The organism is Brevibacillus sp. FSL K6-2834 (assembly GCF_038592925.1).
GTDB classification, from domain to species: Bacteria; Bacillota; Bacilli; order Brevibacillales; family Brevibacillaceae; genus Brevibacillus; species Brevibacillus borstelensis.
The window spans coordinates 1,719,036-1,737,321 of sequence record NZ_CP151945.1; the positions used below are offsets into that span (position 1 = coordinate 1,719,036).

Annotated in this window: 20 protein-coding genes and 1 other annotated feature; of the genes, 16 read left to right on the forward strand and 4 right to left on the reverse strand. The window is 54.2% G+C overall.

The annotated features are described in order from the left end of the window. Positions 1-52: 52 nt before the first annotated feature. Together NST96_RS08515 and NST96_RS08520 are read right to left on the reverse strand one after the other, a co-directional pair. Positions 53-325, reverse strand: a complete 273-nt coding sequence (locus tag NST96_RS08515) for a hypothetical protein (RefSeq protein ID WP_003387829.1) — start codon at positions 323-325, stop codon at positions 53-55. A gap of 1 nt (position 326) precedes the next feature. Further along, positions 327-602 (reverse strand): ubiquitin-like small modifier protein 1, encoded by a 276-nt coding sequence (locus NST96_RS08520; RefSeq protein WP_003387828.1) that lies wholly within the window; start codon positions 600-602, stop codon positions 327-329. Between the two features lie 79 nt (positions 603-681). Between NST96_RS08520 and glp the strand changes: the two genes are divergently transcribed. The 6 genes from glp (at position 682) to rplT (ending at position 6,502) form a co-directional block, all read left to right on the forward strand. Then, the gene (gene glp, locus NST96_RS08525) at positions 682-1,917 is read left to right on the forward strand and encodes a gephyrin-like molybdotransferase Glp (RefSeq protein WP_171506405.1); all 1,236 of its coding nucleotides are present in this window, start codon (positions 682-684) and stop codon (positions 1,915-1,917) included. Positions 1,918-1,993: 76 nt separating this feature from the next. Beyond that, positions 1,994-3,916 carry a molybdopterin biosynthesis protein gene (locus tag NST96_RS08530; RefSeq protein ID WP_251247222.1) on the forward strand — a complete coding sequence of 641 codons (1,923 nt, stop codon included), beginning with the start codon at positions 1,994-1,996 and terminating at the stop codon, positions 3,914-3,916. Between the two features lie 39 nt (positions 3,917-3,955). Continuing rightward, positions 3,956-4,975, forward strand: a complete 1,020-nt coding sequence (moaA, locus tag NST96_RS08535) for a GTP 3',8-cyclase MoaA (RefSeq protein ID WP_003387825.1) — start codon at positions 3,956-3,958, stop codon at positions 4,973-4,975. Positions 4,976-5,048: 73 nt separating this feature from the next. Further along, positions 5,049-5,194 (forward strand) — a sequence feature (ribosomal protein L20 leader region). Between the two features lie 41 nt (positions 5,195-5,235). Beyond that, the gene (gene infC / locus NST96_RS08540) at positions 5,236-5,739 is read left to right on the forward strand and encodes a translation initiation factor IF-3 (protein WP_031932304.1); all 504 of its coding nucleotides are present in this window, start codon (positions 5,236-5,238) and stop codon (positions 5,737-5,739) included. Between the two features lie 54 nt (positions 5,740-5,793). Continuing rightward, a complete protein-coding gene (gene rpmI / locus NST96_RS08545) occupies positions 5,794-5,991 on the forward strand; it encodes a 50S ribosomal protein L35 (RefSeq protein ID WP_003387823.1) in 198 nt (65 codons plus the stop codon). A 151-nt stretch (positions 5,992-6,142) separates the two neighbouring features. Continuing rightward, positions 6,143-6,502 (forward strand): 50S ribosomal protein L20, encoded by a 360-nt coding sequence (gene rplT, locus NST96_RS08550; protein ID WP_003387821.1) that lies wholly within the window; start codon positions 6,143-6,145, stop codon positions 6,500-6,502. Positions 6,503-6,616: 114 nt separating this feature from the next. On the opposite strand, the gene NST96_RS08555 is transcribed toward rplT, so the two are convergent. Further along, entirely contained in the window at positions 6,617-7,000 is a 384-nt protein-coding gene (locus tag NST96_RS08555) for a hypothetical protein (RefSeq protein WP_243013971.1), read from the reverse strand. Positions 7,001-7,036: 36 nt separating this feature from the next. On the opposite strand from NST96_RS08555, the gene NST96_RS08560 reads away from it, so the two are divergent. Next, entirely contained in the window at positions 7,037-7,324 is a 288-nt protein-coding gene (locus tag NST96_RS08560) for a tyrosine-protein phosphatase (protein ID WP_003387819.1), read from the forward strand. Between the two features lie 285 nt (positions 7,325-7,609). Here NST96_RS08560 and NST96_RS08565 read toward each other — a convergent pair whose 3' ends face one another. Further along, entirely contained in the window at positions 7,610-8,647 is a 1,038-nt protein-coding gene (locus NST96_RS08565) for a hypothetical protein (protein ID WP_039071390.1), read from the reverse strand. 272 nt (positions 8,648-8,919) lie between these two features. On the opposite strand from NST96_RS08565, the gene NST96_RS08570 reads away from it, so the two are divergent. The 9 genes from NST96_RS08570 (at position 8,920) to leuB (ending at position 18,112) form a co-directional block, all read left to right on the forward strand. Then, positions 8,920-9,186, forward strand: a complete 267-nt coding sequence (locus tag NST96_RS08570) for a hypothetical protein (protein WP_342406040.1) — start codon at positions 8,920-8,922, stop codon at positions 9,184-9,186. Positions 9,187-9,368: 182 nt separating this feature from the next. Further along, entirely contained in the window at positions 9,369-10,070 is a 702-nt protein-coding gene (locus NST96_RS08575; protein ID WP_003387816.1) for a phosphoadenylyl-sulfate reductase, read from the forward strand. Positions 10,071-10,089: 19 nt separating this feature from the next. After that, positions 10,090-11,256 (forward strand): sulfate adenylyltransferase, encoded by a 1,167-nt coding sequence (gene sat / locus NST96_RS08580; protein ID WP_003387815.1) that lies wholly within the window; start codon positions 10,090-10,092, stop codon positions 11,254-11,256. Positions 11,257-11,265: 9 nt separating this feature from the next. Beyond that, positions 11,266-11,724 carry a hypothetical protein gene (locus NST96_RS08585; RefSeq protein WP_003387813.1) on the forward strand — a complete coding sequence of 153 codons (459 nt, stop codon included), beginning with the start codon at positions 11,266-11,268 and terminating at the stop codon, positions 11,722-11,724. Positions 11,725-11,933: 209 nt separating this feature from the next. Then, positions 11,934-13,670, forward strand: a complete 1,737-nt coding sequence (gene ilvB, locus NST96_RS08590) for a biosynthetic-type acetolactate synthase large subunit (protein ID WP_003387812.1) — start codon at positions 11,934-11,936, stop codon at positions 13,668-13,670. After that, entirely contained in the window at positions 13,671-14,171 is a 501-nt protein-coding gene (ilvN, locus tag NST96_RS08595; protein ID WP_003387811.1) for an acetolactate synthase small subunit, read from the forward strand. A gap of 55 nt (positions 14,172-14,226) precedes the next feature. Next, entirely contained in the window at positions 14,227-15,216 is a 990-nt protein-coding gene (gene ilvC, locus NST96_RS08600; protein ID WP_003387810.1) for a ketol-acid reductoisomerase, read from the forward strand. A gap of 42 nt (positions 15,217-15,258) precedes the next feature. After that, positions 15,259-16,794: a 2-isopropylmalate synthase gene (locus NST96_RS08605; protein WP_003387809.1), complete on the forward strand. Its 1,536-nt coding sequence runs from the start codon at positions 15,259-15,261 to the stop codon at positions 16,792-16,794. A 223-nt stretch (positions 16,795-17,017) separates the two neighbouring features. Then, entirely contained in the window at positions 17,018-18,112 is a 1,095-nt protein-coding gene (gene leuB / locus NST96_RS08610; protein ID WP_024984402.1) for a 3-isopropylmalate dehydrogenase, read from the forward strand. Positions 18,113-18,286: the final 174 nt, after the last annotated feature.

The window sequence follows — 18,286 nt, forward strand, 5'->3', positions numbered from 1 at the left end:
GCATCCACCTTTTTCTGGCTATCTTTCTTTCTCGCCGGCTGTTTCCGGCCTGTCAACCGCCAACCCGGAGAACCTTGATCCGAAAGCGTTCCCACAGTCGGTCGAGCGTTCCCTGATCGTCAGCCTGAAAGCGGATAAACACGGCTTGCACCTCAAAGCGGGAGGTAATCGGTATGGTTTCCTCCCGCAACAATTCAGCTTGCCAACGTTCGCCTCGGACTGTGATCGGCAGCGTATCGCCGAGCGGCACTCCGCCGCACTCGGCGAGATAGGTGATCAGGTGAGAGAGAGGGATGCCGCGCAGCTCCACGGTTTGCTCAGCCATTTCAGCCTCCTGCTACCGGAGGGAACAGCGCAAACTGGTCATCCTCCTGCACGCGTGTCTCCAGCCCGTCTGCATGAATGACATTGCGCCCGTTGATAAAGACGTGGACAAATGGTTTGAGTGTTCGCTCCGGTGTGAAGACCTCCTCTTCCAACGCAGGAAACATCCTGATCAGCGTCTCGAGGATATCGATGACCCGATTGCCGTTGTCTGTAGGGACTTCTACCGTTTTTGCCTGACAAATTTCGCGGAAATTGGCGAATACCTTTACGATCATATCGGAATTTTCTCCTTTTTCTTGTAATTATAGTCGATCCTGTGATCAAGCTAAACGATTATTCCAAAGGGAGGCAGACATGAAATTCTTCCATGTAAAAACCGTGTCCGAGACGCTGCGCATCATCAACGAGCAATTCCAGCCCTGCCGGCCTCCCGTCGAGCTTCCCCTGATCGAAGTGTGCGGGATGGTGCTTGCCGAAGACGTCATCTCTGATGAGCAGGTGCCGCACTTTTCCCGCTCGACGGTAGACGGTTTTGCTGTTTGCGCCAAAGATACGTTTGGGGCCTCGGATTCATTGCCGGCGTTCCTGGACATAACAGGCCGGATCGAGATGGGCATGGCAGCGGATACTGCCCTGCATGAAGGACAGGCTCAGGCAATTCCGACAGGAGGGATGATCCCTGCCGGGGCTGACAGCGTCGTCATGATCGAGCATGTCGAAGAGGTTGGGGAGATGTTGAATGTCTTCCGGCAAGTTGCTCCAGGCGAAAATATCGTCCGGGCCGGCGACGACGTGGAGCGAGGAGAGCTGGTCATGGCTTGCGGGCATCGGCTCCGTCCACAGGATCTTGGCGTCCTGTCTGCGATCGGAAGGACATCGGTGCGTGTACACCCTCGGCCAATCGTCGGCATATTGTCCACCGGAGACGAGATCGTTCCTTCGGAAAAAAAGGTGCTTGCCCCGGGAGAAGTAAGGGACATCAACAGCGTCACCATCGGAGCGGCAGCCCGGCAATGCGGAGCAACGGTCCTGTACGGGGGAATCGTCAAAGATGATTACGATACCTTTGCCAAACGGGCAAGCGAATTGTTTCATAAAGTGGATTTTCTCATTTTGTCGGGCGGCAGCTCCGTCGGGACGAGGGACTACACCGTACAGGTGATGCAGTCTCTCGGTGATCCCGGCGTTCTGGTTCACGGTGTCGCGACCAAGCCCGGCAAGCCGACAATTCTGTCAAAAGCGGGAGAAAAACCGGTGATGGGCTTGCCCGGTCATCCGGTATCGGCGATGATTATGTTTCAACTCTTCGCTGTCCCCATACTGGAGAGACTCCAGGGGCTTCGCCCGGCTCAGACGGACCTGCGCCTGTCGGCAAAAATAGCGAGAAACGTCCCTTCCGCGGTTGGGCGGACGGATTACATTCGAGTCAAGCTGGAGGAGAGAGAGGACGGCTTGTGGGCTGTGCCCGTCTTTGGAAAGTCGGGCCTGATTTCCACGCTGGTCGAAAGCGAAGGGATCGTGGAGATTGCGGCAAATAAAGAAGGAATCGTAGAAGGCGAGTCTGTCAAAGTACATCTTTTCAAGAGCTGAAGCAAAAAAAGCAAGTCATAGAAGGGCGAAAGCGCAGGGATCAAACCAACGCTGAAACGTTCGCAGGAGGAGAAGTATGCGGAAAATCTACCTGGAAGACACCCCGCTTCGGGAAGCACAAGAGAAGATTGCGAAAAAAGTCCGCTTCGCGCCGCAGATCGAGTACATTCCGACGGCAAAAGCACTTGGCCGGGTTACCGCCGAGCCGATTTACGCCAAGGTTTCCATGCCCAATTACCACGCATCTGCGATGGACGGCATCGCCGTAAGGGCTGAGAAGACATTTGGGGCAGACGAGCAGCATCCCGTCAGGCTGAAGCGCGGGGAGGACTACGTAGAAGTAGATACCGGAGACCCGATTCCCGACGGATTCGACGCCGTCATCATGATCGAATATGTGCATCAGGTGGACGAGGAGACGATCGAGATTTTGGAGTCGGTCGCACCCTGGCAGCATATCCGTCCGATCGGCGAAGACGTTGTGATCGGCGAGGTCATCGTGCCGGCCCACCACAAGCTGCGGCCAGTCGATCTGGGAGCATTGCTCGCGGGCGGCAATGTCACGATTCCGGTCTACAAGAAGCCGAGAGTTGTCATCATTCCGACCGGATCGGAGCTGATCCCTCCTTCCGAGCAGGTAGCCGAAGGGGAGATCATCGAATTTAACGGAGCCGTTTTTGCCGCTTATTTGGAGGAGTGGGGGGCGGAGCCGGTCATTCACAGCATCGTTCCGGACGACTGCGGATTGATCAGGGAAGCGGTCAAATCGGCCGTGCAGGATGCGGACCTGGTGCTGTTGAATGCCGGTTCGTCAGCGGGCCGGGAGGATTTTACCGTCCATGTCGTGGAAGAGCTGGGGGAAGTGCTGACACATGGAGTAGCGACCCGTCCGGGAAAGCCGGTGGTAGTCGGGATTGTGGAAGGAAAACCCGTGATCGGGCTGCCGGGATATCCCGTTTCCGCCTACTTGAATCTGGAATGGTTTGCCCGTTCGCTCATTCATCGGTATTATGGAGTGATGGAGAACGAGCGTCAGAAGATTAAAGCGACAATCGGGCGACGCATCGTTTCCGTCATGGGAGCGGAAGACTTTATCCGCATGACGGTCGGCTGTATCGACGGCAGGTACATCGCCAATCCATTGACCCGCGCGGCGGGAGTCACCATGTCGATGGTACGGGCCGACGGGCTCTTGCGAATCTCCCCCGGCCATCTCGGATACGAGCAGGGAGAGACGGCGGAAATCGAGCTGTATCGGCCGCTCGAGCAGATTCATAACACGATCGTAGCTACCGGAAGCCATGATTTGTCCATGGACGTGCTCCATACCTTGCTTCGCCTGGCCCATCCGGATCGGTTCCTCGTCTCCTCCCATCTCGGCAGTATGGGAGGGATTCTGGCCATTCAAAAAGGGGAAGCCCATATCGCAGGTATCCACTTGTTCGATGAAGCGACAGGCACCTACAATCAGCCGTTTGTGGAAAAATATTTGCCCGGCAAGGACGTGGTGCTCATCCAGCTGGTCTACCGTCAGCAAGGCTGGATCGTCAAACCGGGAAATCCGCTGGGGATTGCTACGGTTCGCGACCTGGTAAGACCCGGCGTCACGTACATCAACCGTCAAAGGGGTGCGGGAACGAGGCTGCTGCTGGATTATTTGCTCAAGCAAGAGCGGATTGATCAAGCGGACATTTACGGCTATTCCCGTGAGGCAGTCTCCCATTTAAGTGTCGCCGCCGCGGTCGCCGGTGGCACTGCTGATGTCGGACTGGGCATTTATTCGGCGGCCAAAGCGATGGGACTCGATTTTATTCCGGTCGCCGAAGAGCGCTATGATCTGCTGATGAGCGGATCGTTCTACCGGAGCGAAGAGGGCGCACAGCTTTTGGAAATCATCCGTTCTCCGCAATTTGTTCAAGAAGTTGAGCGTTTAGGGGGCTACAATTGCCGCGATTCTGGCAGTATCATATATATATCGTCCCATCTGTCACCCGCGTAAGCAAGCAGGGTAATGATGGCGAATGGGGAGTGGTCAGCGATGGAAAAGCAAGTGTTTGATTCACGAAAACGTCCTCTCCGCGATTTGCGCATATCTGTGACAGACAAATGTAATTTTCGCTGCCAATACTGCATGCCTGCTGAAATATTTGGCCCGGACTATCCGTTCTTGCCGCAGCACAAGCTGCTTACGTTTGAGGAAATTACACGGTTGACCGCCATTTTTACTTCGCTCGGTGTCGAGAAAATCCGCATTACAGGCGGAGAGCCATTGATGCGCAGGAATCTGGCGGACTTGATCAGGATGATTCGCGGGGTAGAGGGGGTCAAGGATATTGCGATGACCACCAATGGCTCGCTGCTGGCCAAGCACGCCAAGGAGCTGAAGCAGGCGGGACTCGACAGAGTGACAGTGAGTCTGGATTCTCTCGATGACGAGCGCTTTAGCAAGATAAACGGCCGAGGGTACCGCGTGGAGCAGATACTCGAAGGAATAGAGGCTGCGTCTGAAGCGGGACTTGGCGTGAAAATCAATATGGTCGTGCAGCGCGGAGTCAACGACCAGGATATCCTGCCGATGGCCCGGTATTTCCGGGAGAAAAAGCACATCCTGCGTTTTATCGAGTTCATGGATGTCGGCAACAGCAACGGCTGGAGGCTGGATCAGGTGGTGCCATCCAGGGAGATCGTCAGCATGATTCACAGCGAGATGCCTTTGGAAGCCGCTGATCCCAATTATTACGGAGAAGTCGCATCGAGGTACCGCTATGTCGGCGAGGAGGGGGAGATCGGCTTGATCTCTTCGGTCACCCAGGCGTTTTGCTCCACTTGTACGCGTGCCCGCTTGTCGGCGGAGGGCAAAATGTACAACTGTCTGTTTGCCTCGTCCGGCGAGGATTTGCGCGAGCCGCTGCGGGAAGGGAAGAGCGACGGGGAAATCCGGGAGCTGATCAGCTCGATCTGGCTTCGCCGGGATGACCGCTATTCCGAGGAGCGTCTCAAGAATACGCCGGGGATCGCCAAACGATCCAAGGTAGAGATGTCCCATATCGGTGGATAGTGAAAGTGAAGTCCCCCTTGACAAGACTTGCTTCACCCAGTATGATTATATGAGTATAAACACTTATACCTTCGAGAAAAAGCAGGAGCGCCCAGCTTCTCACCTGGTTCGACGTCATTTTGACTGTTGACAGGTCACTCGCAAAGCAATCTGTGAATCTGTTGTATTTGCTAGGTGAGATATGTGCGGGCGCATTAGCGTTCGCACATTTTTGTTCCTTCTCGAAAAAGACGGAGGTGGCAAGTATTAGCAAGGATCAACTGTTAGTGAACGAAGCGATTCGCGCCCGTGAAGTCCGTTTAATTGGATCGGACGGGAGCCAGTTGGGAGTCGTGCCCATCAGAGAAGCGCTGCGTATCGCGCAGGAAGCTGATCTCGATCTGGTGAACGTAGCTCCGACAGCCAAGCCGCCGGTTTGCCGTATCATGGACTACGGCAAGTTCAAGTACGAACAGGCAAAGAAGGAAAAGGAAGCGCGTCGCAACCAGAAGATCATCGAGTTGAAGGAAGTGCGTTTCTCTTCCAACATCGAGGAACACGATTTTCAAACGAAGCTTCGCAACGTCCGCAAGTTTTTGGAAGAACAGCACAAGGTGAAGTGCTCGATTCGTTTCCGTGGACGTGAAATCACTCACTCCGAGATCGGACAGCAAGTCTTGGAACGTGTTGCCACCCTTTGTGAAGATCTTGCAGCTCCAGAGCGCAAGCCTAAAATTGAAGGCCGCAGCATGATCATGATTTTGGCGCCGAAAGCGGAAAAGTAAAAGCCGAGGCCACACCGCCTCGAAACAGCAGTTTAGGACAGGAGGATTACCACCATGCCGAAAATGAAAACTCATAAAGGCGCTGCGAAGCGTTTCAAAAAGACTGGTTCCGGCCAACTGAAGCGCGACCACGCTTACACCAGCCACTTGTTTGCCAACAAATCCACCAAAGCGAAGCGCCACCTGCGCAAAGGCGCTCTGGTGTCCAAAGGCGACCAAAAACGCATCGAACAGCTGGTTACGTATCTGTAAACCGTATTCTCGAACCAACAAACACTATGATCAGCATGTGCTCCCTAAGCGCCTTGTGGAGGTTGGGTAAGCCGGCCAGCTTTCAGTCTGGCTTTCGCCCCGGCCGCTAGTCAATCAGGCCGCCGTGCTGGAATATCAGGAGGAATTTAGTATGCCAAGAGTAAAAGGTGGCATTGTATCACGCCGTCGTCATAAGAAAATCCTGAAGCTGGCGAAAGGATACTTCGGTTCCAAGCATCGCCTGTTTAAATCCGCGAACGCACAGGTAATGAAGTCCCTGATGTACGCGTATCGCGACCGTCGTCAGAAAAAACGTGATTTCCGCAAACTGTGGATCACTCGTATCAACGCGCAAGCTCGCCTCAACGGTCTGTCCTACAGCCGTCTGATGCATGGCCTGAAAGTGGCTGGCGTTGAAGTAAACCGCAAAATGCTTGCTGATCTGGCTGTGAATGACAAACTGGCATTCAACGAGCTGGCAACAGTTGCAAAAAGCAAACTGAACGCGTAAGACAATAAAACCGGTCGTCCCTTCGGGGTTGACCGGTTTTTTTATTTTTATCGAGTTAGCAAATCAGCCCCCGGCCCATCGCTTTGGCCACGGCCTGCGAGCGGTTATGCGCCTTTAGCTTCCTGACAGCGGATTTGATGCATAATGGACCAGGTTTTGGGAAATCGAAGAAGGACCGCCTGCATGCCTGCATAATCCGGCAAAACCAATGACGGTTGACGACGAGCAGATCGGCACGATCAGCAAATGGTTCAACCCCTGTACATAACGAGAAGGATACTGGTGCAGCGAATCAGACAAGGAGACAGTCGTCTGCTTTTCGCGAACGGCAGTAAGAACAGAGGGCAGTCGCCATACTTCGGCGCGAACGTCTCGCATCGAGTACGGCCCAAAATCGTCGTAGCCGAGAATGCCTTCGCCTGTTTGCTCGAGAACCGAGTAGTGAAAGATGGATGAGCCCTGAGACGGAAAAATCTCCAAAAAGCTTTTTGCAGCCAAAGTTAACCCTGGACGTACCGGAAGAGACCGTAATGGATGACTCCTGCTCAGCAAAGCAATACATACCGCGAAGGGGCAAACAAGATCGCGGTCGACATGTTCAAGGACGCGCTCGATCCATACAGCATGGAGATTTCTCAAGGCTTGCTGGATGTGCGCAAGGAGTACCTCCAGACTGCTCTCGACGAAATCAAGAAGTCTTACGGCTCCTATGACGAATACCTGGAGAAAGCGCTGGGGCTGACGAAGGAGAAGCGCAAAGCGATGCAGGATTTGCTTCTGGAAGGAACACCGAAGAAGCCTGAGGCTGCTCAGAAGAAATAAAGGGAAGCGCTGCGAGTGGACTTTTAAAAAGCTGCGGTGGGACTTTTGAAAAGCTGCAAGTGAACTCATGGTCTCCGAAAAGCAGCGAGTCGCGCTTAAAAAATAACAGATGGATGTCACAAGCAGCGAGACAGACGCCAAATAGCAGCGATTCGGACGCCGAAAATATGACTGTCTGCTCATATGCCGCTCGCTAAGACAAAAAGAAACCGCCGAGTTGCTTGCGAAAGTGAAGCGAACCGGCAGTTTCTTTTTTACACGCATTTTTCGACTGAAAGTCAGGCACTACTCGGTAATTTTGATTTTCATCTCTACGATATTGATCGTCTTGTCATCTTTGTCTTTCACTTTGACCAGTTCACCCTTCAGCTTTTCGCCTTTTGTTCCGTAGGCTTCCTTCAAGGTTGGCCACGTCACCTCTTCAGGCTCATAGCGAATCAGGAAATAATACTCCTTGACCTTTTTGGGATGGGCGATTTGCAAGGTAAACGAGCCATCGGGCTTGACACGCGTAGAGTCCGTGTATCCGTAATGAATGTGCCCGGGAATATCGACATCCCCTTTGACAGTTGCCCCTTCCAACAGGTTGCTTTTTACCGAGACGTAGAGGTATTTTTCATCCTTGGTCACAGTTGGTTTGAACCAGACGGTCGGGTCCCCGTAATCGGAAGGTCTATCCCACTTCGGAGTCTCAAATGCGACGGCCGTTTTGAGTGGGGCATCATGGGCCACATGAGCGTAAGCAGCAGCGTAGTATGCTATCTCGGCAAAATTGCTGGACTGGTAGACGAATGGTCCGGCCAGCTTCTCCCCGCTATCTCCATAGACTTTCTTGAGGCGATCGCTTTGGTCGTAGGGATCAAAGGAAAGCTCCACATCCATCGTATTTTTGACATCCGGCTTTTTTACAGTCATCTCAAAGCTGCCGTCCCCGTTAACTTCTGTCTTTGCCTTGTATCCCCACATGTTGTAGCCCTTTGAGGTAACCTCCGCCTCCACGATGGCCCCAGGCAGCAGATTGCTGGTCCCTTTGATGACGAGTTCCTTCTCTTCGACGGTAACATTCCCCCCGAGACGCACCTCGGTCTGACCCTGATCGGTCGGAGCGTCTTCAGAGGACTGTCCAACCACTTCAAAGGGGACGGCTTCTCCGGGAGCTTTATTTGCTTCAGATGAGGATGTATCGGATGTTTTCGTATCCGATGAAGCCTCCTCGGTTTTTTGGGGGGCCTTCTCATCAGCCGGTTTGGCGTTTTGCGAACAAGCGGTGAGAGCGGCAATCAAGAGAATGGCCGTAAGCCATATGCCGATCACTTTCTTCATGCATAATCCTCCTAGGAAAAAAATCAGAACAACAGCATCGTACCATTTTTTTCTTCTTTGTACATGGAATTGGGAAAAAATGAGAATTTGGTACTGGTGCAATGGTCTTGGAAAGGATGGTATGCCTCACCGGGGGAACTCAGGCTTGAAACCTGCCGATGCATCCGTCTCCGGGAGGAAATAAAACCCATCTCCCGTCCGTTTCTGGCCTCCATGCAGATGCGTTACGATGAGAGCGTGAAAGAAAATCCTGGATAGGAGTGTTAGAACAGATGAAAAAGAACAAATGGATGATGTTGGGCCTTCTGGCAGTAGCGAGCTCGGCGATGCTGACGACAGGAGCCTTTGCCAAGGAGAGAGAAAATAAAGGAACATACGTGGTGCCGCCATCCTCGTTCCTGGGAAAAAGCACCGTATCTGACAGCAGCCAGTCTGAGGGGCAAGCGGCAGCGCAAGCCACAACATCACTGGCAACACCAGCCACAATGCCGGTGGTCAGCTTCTTTGCTCCCTACGAAAACGAAAACTCTGACAAGTAGATTCAAGAGCGCCGTCTGGATGAAAAAATCCGGCGGCGCTTTTTTGCTCTCCGGGAAAGTCGATCACTGACCGGGAGAATTCACTGGCTGCCGGTGGGCAATTGTTTGCCGGGACGAATATCCACCCGCCTGCTTTCCTCATATGATGTGAGGTAAGCCTAGCAGGAAGGGAGAGTAAACGCATGACCCATCAACGCAGGTTTTCGGACGCGGAGCTGAATGTGACAGCTTACCGCCTGGAAACCAAGCACCCCCAGGATGTGCTCGCATGGGGAATCGAACAGTTTGGGACAGAGATTGTCCTGGCATCCAGCTTCGGTGCGGAAGACGTCGTCTTGATCGACATGCTGCACAAGCTGGCCCCGAAAACGCCAATCTTTTATCTCGACACAGGCAAACACTTTCCGGAAACGCTGTCGACGAGGGATCGCTTGCAAGAGCGTTATGGCATCTCATTCATTCAAAAGCTGCCAGCGCTCACTCTGGAAGAACAGGCGGAGAGATACGGCGACAAGCTCTGGGAAAGGGAACCGAATCTCTGCTGCAAGCTTCGGAAGGTAGAGCCGCTGCGAGAAATTCTTTCCACATATAGCGCATGGATTACAGGAATTCGGCGGGAGCAGGCCCCTACGCGGGCAAATGCGAAAAAGGTGGAGTGGGATGAAAAATTTCAGTTGGTCAAGCTGAACCCGTTGGCGGATTGGACTCAGGAAGACGTCTGGACGTACATCCGGTCCCACGATGTCGTCTACAACCCTCTGCATGATCGCCACTATCCGAGTATTGGATGCAGTGTTTGCACCCGGCCTGTAATGCCGGGAGAGGACCCCCGTGCTGGCAGGTGGAGCGGTTTTTCGAAAACAGAATGCGGACTGCATAAATAAGCAATGGGAGATGAGGATGATGAAACAGTGCAGCCTGCCCCACGGTGGCATTTTGATCAATCGACTCGTATCGCCGGAAAAAAGGTTGCCGCAGAAAGGAAGCCGCAAGGTCATAACGGTGGATCGCTGGACGCTGTCAGACATCGATTGTATTGCCATCGGAGCGTTTTCGCCGCTTACCGGCTTTCTCGAAGAAGCGGATTACGAGTCTGTTGTCGAATCGATGCGTTTGCAAAACGGCACGGTCTGGTCGATTCCGGTCACCCTCGCCGTGGATGAGAGAACTGTGCGGGATGTCGGGATCGGGGACGAAGTGCTGCTGGCGGGGGAAGATGGTACGGTGTACGCAGTGCTGACGGTTAACAGCAAATACAAGCCTGATAAAAGACGAGAAGCCTTGCATGTATTCCGTACAAACGATCTGGAGCATCCCGGAGTAAAAAAGCTGTTTGAGAAGCCCGATCTGTACATTGGCGGTCCGATCGACGTCCTGAAAAGACCCATTCCCGCACTGTTTGCCGATACCTACTACACGCCGGCGGAGACGAGGGAAGCATTCAAGGAAAAGGGCTGGAAGACTGTCGTCGGGTTTCAGACACGCAATCCGGTCCACCGGGCCCATGAGTACATCCAAAAGACCGCTTTGGAAATCGTCGACGGCTTGTTTCTGAATCCGCTGATGGGGGAAACGAAGGCGGACGACGTGCCGGCTGTCGTCCGGATGGAGAGCTATCAGGTGCTGCTTGAGCATTACTATCCGCGGGACAGGGTGTTTTTGGCCTCTTTTCCGGCAGCGATGAGATATGCCGGGCCGAGAGAGGCGGTGTTTCATGCTTTGGTGCGGAAAAATTACGGCTGCACCCATTTCATCGTAGGGCGGGATCATGCCGGAGTCGGAGATTACTATGGAACCTATGATGCACAGCACATTTTCTCCGAGTTTTTGCCTGGGGAGCTGGGGATTCAACTGCTCTTTTTTGAACACAGCTTCTACTGCAAGGCATGCCAAGGAATGGCGACAGGCAAGACCTGCCCGCATGACAGCAAGCAGCATGTAAAGCTGTCCGGTACAAAGGTAAGGGAGCTGCTTCGCAACGGAGTGATGCCTCCAGCCGAATTTTCCCGACCCGAGGTAGCCAAGGTGCTGATCAGAGGGATGGCGGAGAAAAATGGGCTGAAAGCGTAAAGAGAGACCATGCCGAAAGTCCGGGAAAGCCCGGGCTTTTTTGCTGGGCAGGGATCGGAATCTCCTGACTCGTTTTTCGACGGAAAGCAGGATGGAGGGGGCTCTGGGCCGGAGAAAATGCAGCGGCAGCGCAAATTTTTTGAAAAGAATGTGAATCCGCTTACACGAAAAAACCGCACGGCGAAGCCGTTTTTGACTGAACATTCGTTCGGACAAAAGTCCGGCAAAATGTTTTTTATCTCGTTGACACCCCCTAGACGCGTGGCTATAATCAGACATAACACTTTATTTTCAGACAACAATGAAATATTGAAAATATTGATTCAAACCGGCTATGACAAGGATGGTGCCTGCCACTTCTTTTACAGAGAGCCCAGGATGATGAGAACTGGGCAAAGAATGCAGAGCATTGCTCGCCTTCGAGCCGCCTTACTGAAAGTCGCTGCCGCCATAGCGGCTAGTAGGTAGGGCCGATTGACACCCGTTACCGTGTCGCAGTCTTCAATCGACTGGCTGAGATCGGCTGACCGTGAGGCGCCGATGAAGTTGGGTGGTACCGCGAACCCTTTCGCCCCAAACAGACATGGCATACAAAACCGTGTCGGGGCGAAAGGGTTTTTCTATTAGCCAATAGGTTTTTTCAATACATGAAGAGACCGTGGGAGGAGGAGAGAAACATGAGTGTACAAACAGCCGAATTACAAGGAAAGAACGGCATGCCGCCGGTCAAGTTCGGTGAGGAGGTGACAGGGGCGGAGACGCTTCTGCGCAGCCTGATCCTGGAGCAAGTGGAGTACATTTTTGGCTATCCGGGCGGTGCGGTCCTGCCGATTTACGATTCTTTGTACGGCAGCTACTTCAAGCACATTCTGACCCGGCACGAGCAAGGCGCGATTCACGCAGCCGACGGCTATGCACGGGCGACAGGAAAGCCGGGCGTGGTCATCGCCACATCCGGGCCGGGGGCTACCAATCTCGTAACCGGGATTGCCACGGCGCAGATGGACTCCGTTCCGCTCGTTTGCATCACAGGCAACGTGGCTCAGCAACTGATCGGCACGGATGCGTTCCAGGAAGCCAACATCACGGGCATTACGATCCCGATCACGAAGCACAGCTACTTTGTGCGTGACGTCCGCGACATTCCGCGAGTCGTCAAAGAAGCGTTCCATATCGCAACGACAGGGCGCCCGGGACCGGTCCTGATCGACATTCCGAAAGACGTCAGCAATGCCAAGGCGCCGTTCTTCTATCCGGAAAAGGTGGAAATTCGCGGCTATCAAGCCGAGGTAGTGCCGAGCGACGAGGATGTCGAGGCTTTCGTTCAGGCGATTTCAAAGGCGAAGCGGCCCGTAATCATGGCAGGCGGCGGGATCATTTCCGCCGGAGCCGATCAGGAGCTGCGCGCTTTCGCCGAAGCGGCGCGGATTCCGGTCATCAACACCTTCATGGGGCTGGGCGGATTTCCAGGGGTACACGAGCTGTCTCTGGGAATGCCGGGAATGCACGGCTCCTACACAGCCAATCAGGCGCTGCTCAACGCTGACTGTGTCATCGGGCTCGGTGCCCGCTTCGACGACCGGATCACGATGGGGCGGACGAAGGAGTTTGCTCCGAAAGCCCGCATCGTCCACGTGGACATCGATCCGGCGGAGCTTGGCAAAAACGTCTCCACAGCCGTAAAGGTGACCGGAGATGTGAAGAGCACCTTGCAAAAGGCGCTGCCGCTCATCTCCCGGTGCGACTCCGAGGAGTGGATTGCGCAGCTGCACAAGTGGCAGGCAGAAAAGCCGTACAGCTACAAAAAGGATGGCGAGGTCTTGAAGCCGCAAGCGGTGATTGAACTGCTGTACCGCTCCACGAATGGAGAAGCGATTGTCACGACAGACGTCGGACAGCATCAGATGTGGACGGCACAGTACTACAAGTTCAAGCATACCCGCTCCTTCATCTCCTCGGGCGGTCTCGGCACGATGGGCTTCGGCTTCCCGGCCGCGATCGGCGCGCAGATTGCACATCCAGAGCGAACAGTTATCGCGGTGGTAGGGGATGGCGGCTTCCAGATGACCAACCAGGAGCTGGCAATTCTCGCCCAGTATCGCGTACCGGTCAAGGTCGCCATCATCAACAACCAGTGTCTCGGAATGGTTCGCCAGTGGCAGGAGCTGTTCTACGACAACCGCTACAGCCAGATCGATCTGACCTGCAGCCCGGACTTTGTCAAATTGGCAGAGGCTTACGGAGTAAAGGGCTTGCGGGCATCGACGCCAGAGGAGGCAGAAGCTGTCTGGGCCGAAGCACTCCGGCATGACGGTCCAGTCGTTGTGGATTTCCGCGTGGCCCAGGAAGAAAACGTCTATCCGATGGTTGCTGCCGGCAACACATTAGATCAAATGGTATTGGGGGACGACTAGATGCAGCGACATACGATTGCCGTACTCGTCAATGACCAACCCGGCGTGCTGACGCGTGTCGCCAATCTGTTTGGCCAGCGCGGCTTCAATATCGACAGCATCACTGTCGGAGGAAGCGAAGAGGCGGGGCTGTCCCGGATGATCATCACCACCGGGGGAGACGAGCAAAAAATCGATCAATTAATGAAGCAGCTCTATAAATTGATTGATGTGATCAATGTTACGAACCTCAGCGCAAACAGCTTTGTATCCAGGGAGCTGGCACTGATCAAAGTAAGTGCCAACCCGAGCCAGTTGGCCGAATTGAACGGGATTGTCGAGCCGTTCCGGGCCGCAATCGTCGATGTAGGTCCAAATTCGCTGATCGTCCAGGTAACAGGGGATACAGAAAAAATCGACGCCTTGCTCGTTCTTTTGCAAACCTACGGTATCATTGAGCTGACGCGTACCGGTTCCATGGCAATGGCACGCAGTGTTGTGCCTGTACCGGCCAACGTATAAACCAGCATATTCAGAATAATGATAACAACTAAACTTTTTTAGGGAGGCTATACACATGGTAACTATGTACTATGAAGCAGACGTAAACAAAGAGGCACTGAGAGGAAAAACGGTAGCAATTATCGGATACGGCAGCCAAGGCCACGCGCAAGCACAAAACCTGCGCGACAGCGGTTATAAAGTCATTGTCGGTCTTCGTGAAGGGAAATCCTGGGACCAAGCGGCAAAAGACGGCTTTGAAGTCGTATCGGTAGCGGAAGCGGCCAGCCGTGCAGATGTGGTGCAAATCCTCATGCCGGATGAGCGTCAGGCGCAAGTATACCGCGACGAGATCGCAGGCAATCTGAAAGCGGGCGCGACGCTTTGCTTCTCCCACGGCTTCAACATCCACTTCGGGCAAATCGTGCCTCCAGCAGACGTTGACGTGATCATGGTTGCTCCAAAGAGCCCGGGCCATCTCGTGCGCCGCGTGTATCAAGAAGGCTTCGGCGTTCCAGGTCTGATCGCGGTATACCAGGATGCTTCCGGCAAAGCGAAGGAAACAGCACTGGCGTACGCAAGCGGCATCGGCTGCACCCGGGCGGGCGTCATCGAAACGTCCTTCCGCGAAGAGACTGAAACAGATCTGTTCGGTGAGCAGGCTGTATTGTGCGGCGGCGTGAGCGAGCTGGTAAAAGCGGGCTTCGATACGCTGGTTGAGGCTGGATACGAGCCGGAAATTGCCTACTTCGAATGTCTGCATGAGCTGAAGCTGATCGTTGACCTGATGTACGAAGGCGGACTCGCCCGCATGCGCTACTCCATCAGCGACACAGCCGAATACGGCGACTACAGCACAGGCCGTCGCATCATCACGGACGAAACTCGCAAAGAGATGAAAAAAGTGCTTGCGGAAATCCAAGACGGCACATTCGCCCGCAACTGGATCTTGGAAAACCAGGCGAACCGCCCTGGCTTCAATGCTCGCCGCCGTCTGGAAGCAGAACACGGCATCGAGCAAGTGGGTGCGAAGCTGCGTGGCATGATGTCCTGGCTGAATAAATAAGAAAAAAAACAAAACAACAACTTTTGTGGAGGTGGAAAGTTCATGCGGACCATTGAGATTTTTGATACAACACTGCGCGACGGGGAGCAGTCTCCGGGCGTCAACATCAGCACGAACGAGAAGGTGGAGATCGCCCTACAACTAGAGAAGCTGGGCGTTACGAGAATTGAAGCGGGTTTTGCCGCTGCCTCCCCGGGCGACCAAAAGTCCGTGGCCGAAGTGGCAAAGCGCGTGAAAAATTCCACCATTGTCAGCCTGGCCCGCGCGGTCAAGGGCGATATGGATAAGGCATACGAAGCGCTGCGCCATGCGCAAAACGCCTGCCTCCACGTCTTTTTGGCGACATCGCCGATTCACCGCGAGCACAAGCTGCGCATGTCCAAGGAGCAGGTGCTGGAAAAAGCGGTGGAAGCAGTCACATACGCCAAGAAATACTTTACGGAAGTGCAGTTCTCCGCCGAGGATGCTGCCCGCACCGAGATCGATTTTCTGGCCGAAGTGGTAGAAGCTGTGATCAAAGCAGGCGCGACCACAGTCAACATCCCGGATACAGTCGGTTACATGACACCGTACCAGTACGGAAACATCTTCCGCGAGCTGCGCCAGCGCGTTCCCGGAGTGGAAGGAATCCGCCTGAGCTGTCACTGCCATGACGATTTGGGCATGGCGGTGGCAAACAGCCTCGCCGCAGTGGAAGCAGGCGCGACCCAAGTGGAAGGAACCATCAACGGTATCGGAGAGCGCGCAGGCAACGCAGCGTTGGAGGAAGTGGCTCTCGCCCTTGAGACTCGCAAGGATTTCTACGAGGCGACGACCAAGCTGAATCTGAAGGAAATCGCCCGGACCAGTCAGCTGGTCAGCCGTTTGACCGGGATGATCGTGCCTGGGAACAAGGCGGTCGTGGGGGCGAATGCGTTTGCCCACGAATCGGGAATTCACCAGGACGGCGTGCTCAAAGAGGCGACCACCTACGAAATTATTCGTCCGGAATCCGTCGGCTTCAAATCCAACAAGCTGGTGCTGGGCAAACACTCCGGCCGCCATGCTTTCAAAGAAAAGCTGGTGGAGCTTGGCTACCATCTGGAGCAGGAAGAGATCGACGCGGCTTTTGCTTCCTTCAAGGAATTGTGCGACAAGAAGAAAGAGATCAGCGACGATGACATTCTGGCTCTGGTTGACGGAAAAATGGTCCGCGGGACGGAAATGTACCGCCTCGAGTCCGTACAGCTTTCCTACGGCAACCTCTCCGTACCGACCGCGAGCGTAAGACTGGTGCGGGCAGATGGTTCGACATGCGAGGAGGCTGCATGCGGAAACGGTTCTGTTGATTCCATTTACAAGGCAATTGATCGGGCGACGGGTGAAGAGGTCAGTCTGACCGATTACAAAATTCTCTCGGTAACACAAGGCCAGGATGCCCTCGGAGAAGTGTTTGTCCGCTTGCAGCAGGGCGATCTTACGGTAACCGGCCGTGGCGTAAGCACGGACGTTCTGGAAGCGAGCGCCATTGCTTATGTGCGGGCCATCAACAAGATTCTGGAGCGTCGCGGAGAGGCCCTGGTAGCAGCGACGAGCTGAGCGTGAGACGAACGGTAAAAAGGATAGAGTGGAAGAGACCAAAGCGTACGGCAGACGGTAAAAATGATAGGAAACCGAACGCAGCCGGTAAAACGATTCGGTTGTATATGATGCCGGATATGAATCGGCTGCATGAAACCATATATAAATAGAAGAAAAACGATACGTGGAAGAGATCAACCATACTTGCATGAGACGATACTGAAAGAAAAGCGGGATGAAGATGAAAAAAAACTATCGCATCGCAGTCCTGCCCGGAGACGGAATCGGACCGGAAATCATGGAGGAAGCGGTCAAGGTTCTCTCTTTGGTGGCAGAACGTGAAGGAGTAACATTTGACTACAAATACGGACGCATCGGCGGTATCGCCATCGACACAGATGGAACACCGCTGCCAGCAGAAACCATCGCGATCTCAAAAGAAGCGGATGCGGTTATGCTGGGTGCCGTGGGCGGTCCCAAATGGGATCAAAATCCCGGCCATCTTCGTCCGGAAGCGGGGCTTCTCGGCATTCGCAAAGAGCTGGGCTTGTTTGCGAATATTCGGCCGGCGACCATGCATTCCTCGATGGTAGAGGCGTCCTCGCTCAAGCCGGAGGTCGTATCTGGCGTCGATCTGATCGTCGTCCGGGAGCTGACAGGCGGCATCTATTTCGGAGAGAAAAAACGCTACGACGGACCGAACGGCGAAGTGGCAGAAGACCAATGCATCTATCACGAGGCGGAGGTCGAGCGTATCGTCCGCGTCGCGTTTGATGTGGCCCGCAAGCGCCAAAAACGCCTCGTCTCGGTAGACAAGGCGAATGTTCTCGAAAGCTCCCGTCTCTGGCGGAAGGTAACAGAGCGGGTAGCGGCCGATTATCCGGACGTCGAGCTCTCCCATATGCTGGTAGACGCGTGCGCCATGCAGTTGGTCCGGGCTCCGAAGCAGTTTGATGTCATCGTGACAGAAAACATGTTTGGGGACATTTTGAGCGATCAGGCGGCCATGCTGACCGGTTCGATCGGTATGCTGGCATCGGCAAGCCTCGCTGAGGGAAGCTTTGGCCTGTACGAACCGGTTCACGGTTCGGCGCCTGACATCGCCGGACAAGGAATCGCCAATCCGTTGGCGACGATCCTGTCCGCAGCGATGATGCTCCGGCTCTCCTTTGGGATGGACAAAGCGGCAGATGATGTAGAGCGTGCTGTCTGGTCCGTACTGGAAGCGGGACACCGTACCGGAGACATCGCCGCAGACAGAAGCAAAGCGATTGGAACAAAAGAAATGGGCCGACTGGTGTGCGAAGCACTCTCCGGCTCCGCCGTTTCCAAGTAAAGAGAATACACGGGATCCTGTTTGCAAAGGTCGTTGTGCCGACAGCAAGCAGGGTCTTTTTTATGGCTCATATCACTGGAAGGGTAAACCCTTATTGTGAATGAACTCATTCTTGTAATATACTAAAGTCATTAACTCAATCTTTTGACAGATGTCGCCACGTGTTGCCGTGGC

Coding starts and splice junctions, on each gene's coding strand:
- glp (WP_171506405.1), top strand. CDS start 682: ATGAAATTCTTCCATGTAAAAACCGTGTCCGAGACGCTGCGCATCATC.
- NST96_RS08570 (WP_342406040.1), top strand. CDS start 8,920: ATGAAAAAGAACAAATGGATGATGTTGGGCCTTCTGGCAGTAGCGAGC.
- ilvC (WP_003387810.1), top strand. CDS start 14,227: ATGGTAACTATGTACTATGAAGCAGACGTAAACAAAGAGGCACTGAGA.
- NST96_RS08585 (WP_003387813.1), top strand. CDS start 11,266: ATGCCGAAAGTCCGGGAAAGCCCGGGCTTTTTTGCTGGGCAGGGATCG.
- ilvB (WP_003387812.1), top strand. CDS start 11,934: ATGAGTGTACAAACAGCCGAATTACAAGGAAAGAACGGCATGCCGCCG.
- NST96_RS08520 (WP_003387828.1), bottom strand. CDS start 602: ATGATCGTAAAGGTATTCGCCAATTTCCGCGAAATTTGTCAGGCAAAA.
- NST96_RS08565 (WP_039071390.1), bottom strand. CDS start 8,647: ATGAAGAAAGTGATCGGCATATGGCTTACGGCCATTCTCTTGATTGCC.
- NST96_RS08530 (WP_251247222.1), top strand. CDS start 1,994: ATGCGGAAAATCTACCTGGAAGACACCCCGCTTCGGGAAGCACAAGAG.
- rplT (WP_003387821.1), top strand. CDS start 6,143: ATGCCAAGAGTAAAAGGTGGCATTGTATCACGCCGTCGTCATAAGAAA.
- NST96_RS08575 (WP_003387816.1), top strand. CDS start 9,369: ATGACCCATCAACGCAGGTTTTCGGACGCGGAGCTGAATGTGACAGCT.
- NST96_RS08515 (WP_003387829.1), bottom strand. CDS start 325: ATGGCTGAGCAAACCGTGGAGCTGCGCGGCATCCCTCTCTCTCACCTG.
- moaA (WP_003387825.1), top strand. CDS start 3,956: ATGGAAAAGCAAGTGTTTGATTCACGAAAACGTCCTCTCCGCGATTTG.
- NST96_RS08560 (WP_003387819.1), top strand. CDS start 7,037: ATGACTCCTGCTCAGCAAAGCAATACATACCGCGAAGGGGCAAACAAG.
- NST96_RS08605 (WP_003387809.1), top strand. CDS start 15,259: ATGCGGACCATTGAGATTTTTGATACAACACTGCGCGACGGGGAGCAG.
- rpmI (WP_003387823.1), top strand. CDS start 5,794: ATGCCGAAAATGAAAACTCATAAAGGCGCTGCGAAGCGTTTCAAAAAG.
- leuB (WP_024984402.1), top strand. CDS start 17,018: ATGAAAAAAAACTATCGCATCGCAGTCCTGCCCGGAGACGGAATCGGA.
- ilvN (WP_003387811.1), top strand. CDS start 13,671: ATGCAGCGACATACGATTGCCGTACTCGTCAATGACCAACCCGGCGTG.
- sat (WP_003387815.1), top strand. CDS start 10,090: ATGAAACAGTGCAGCCTGCCCCACGGTGGCATTTTGATCAATCGACTC.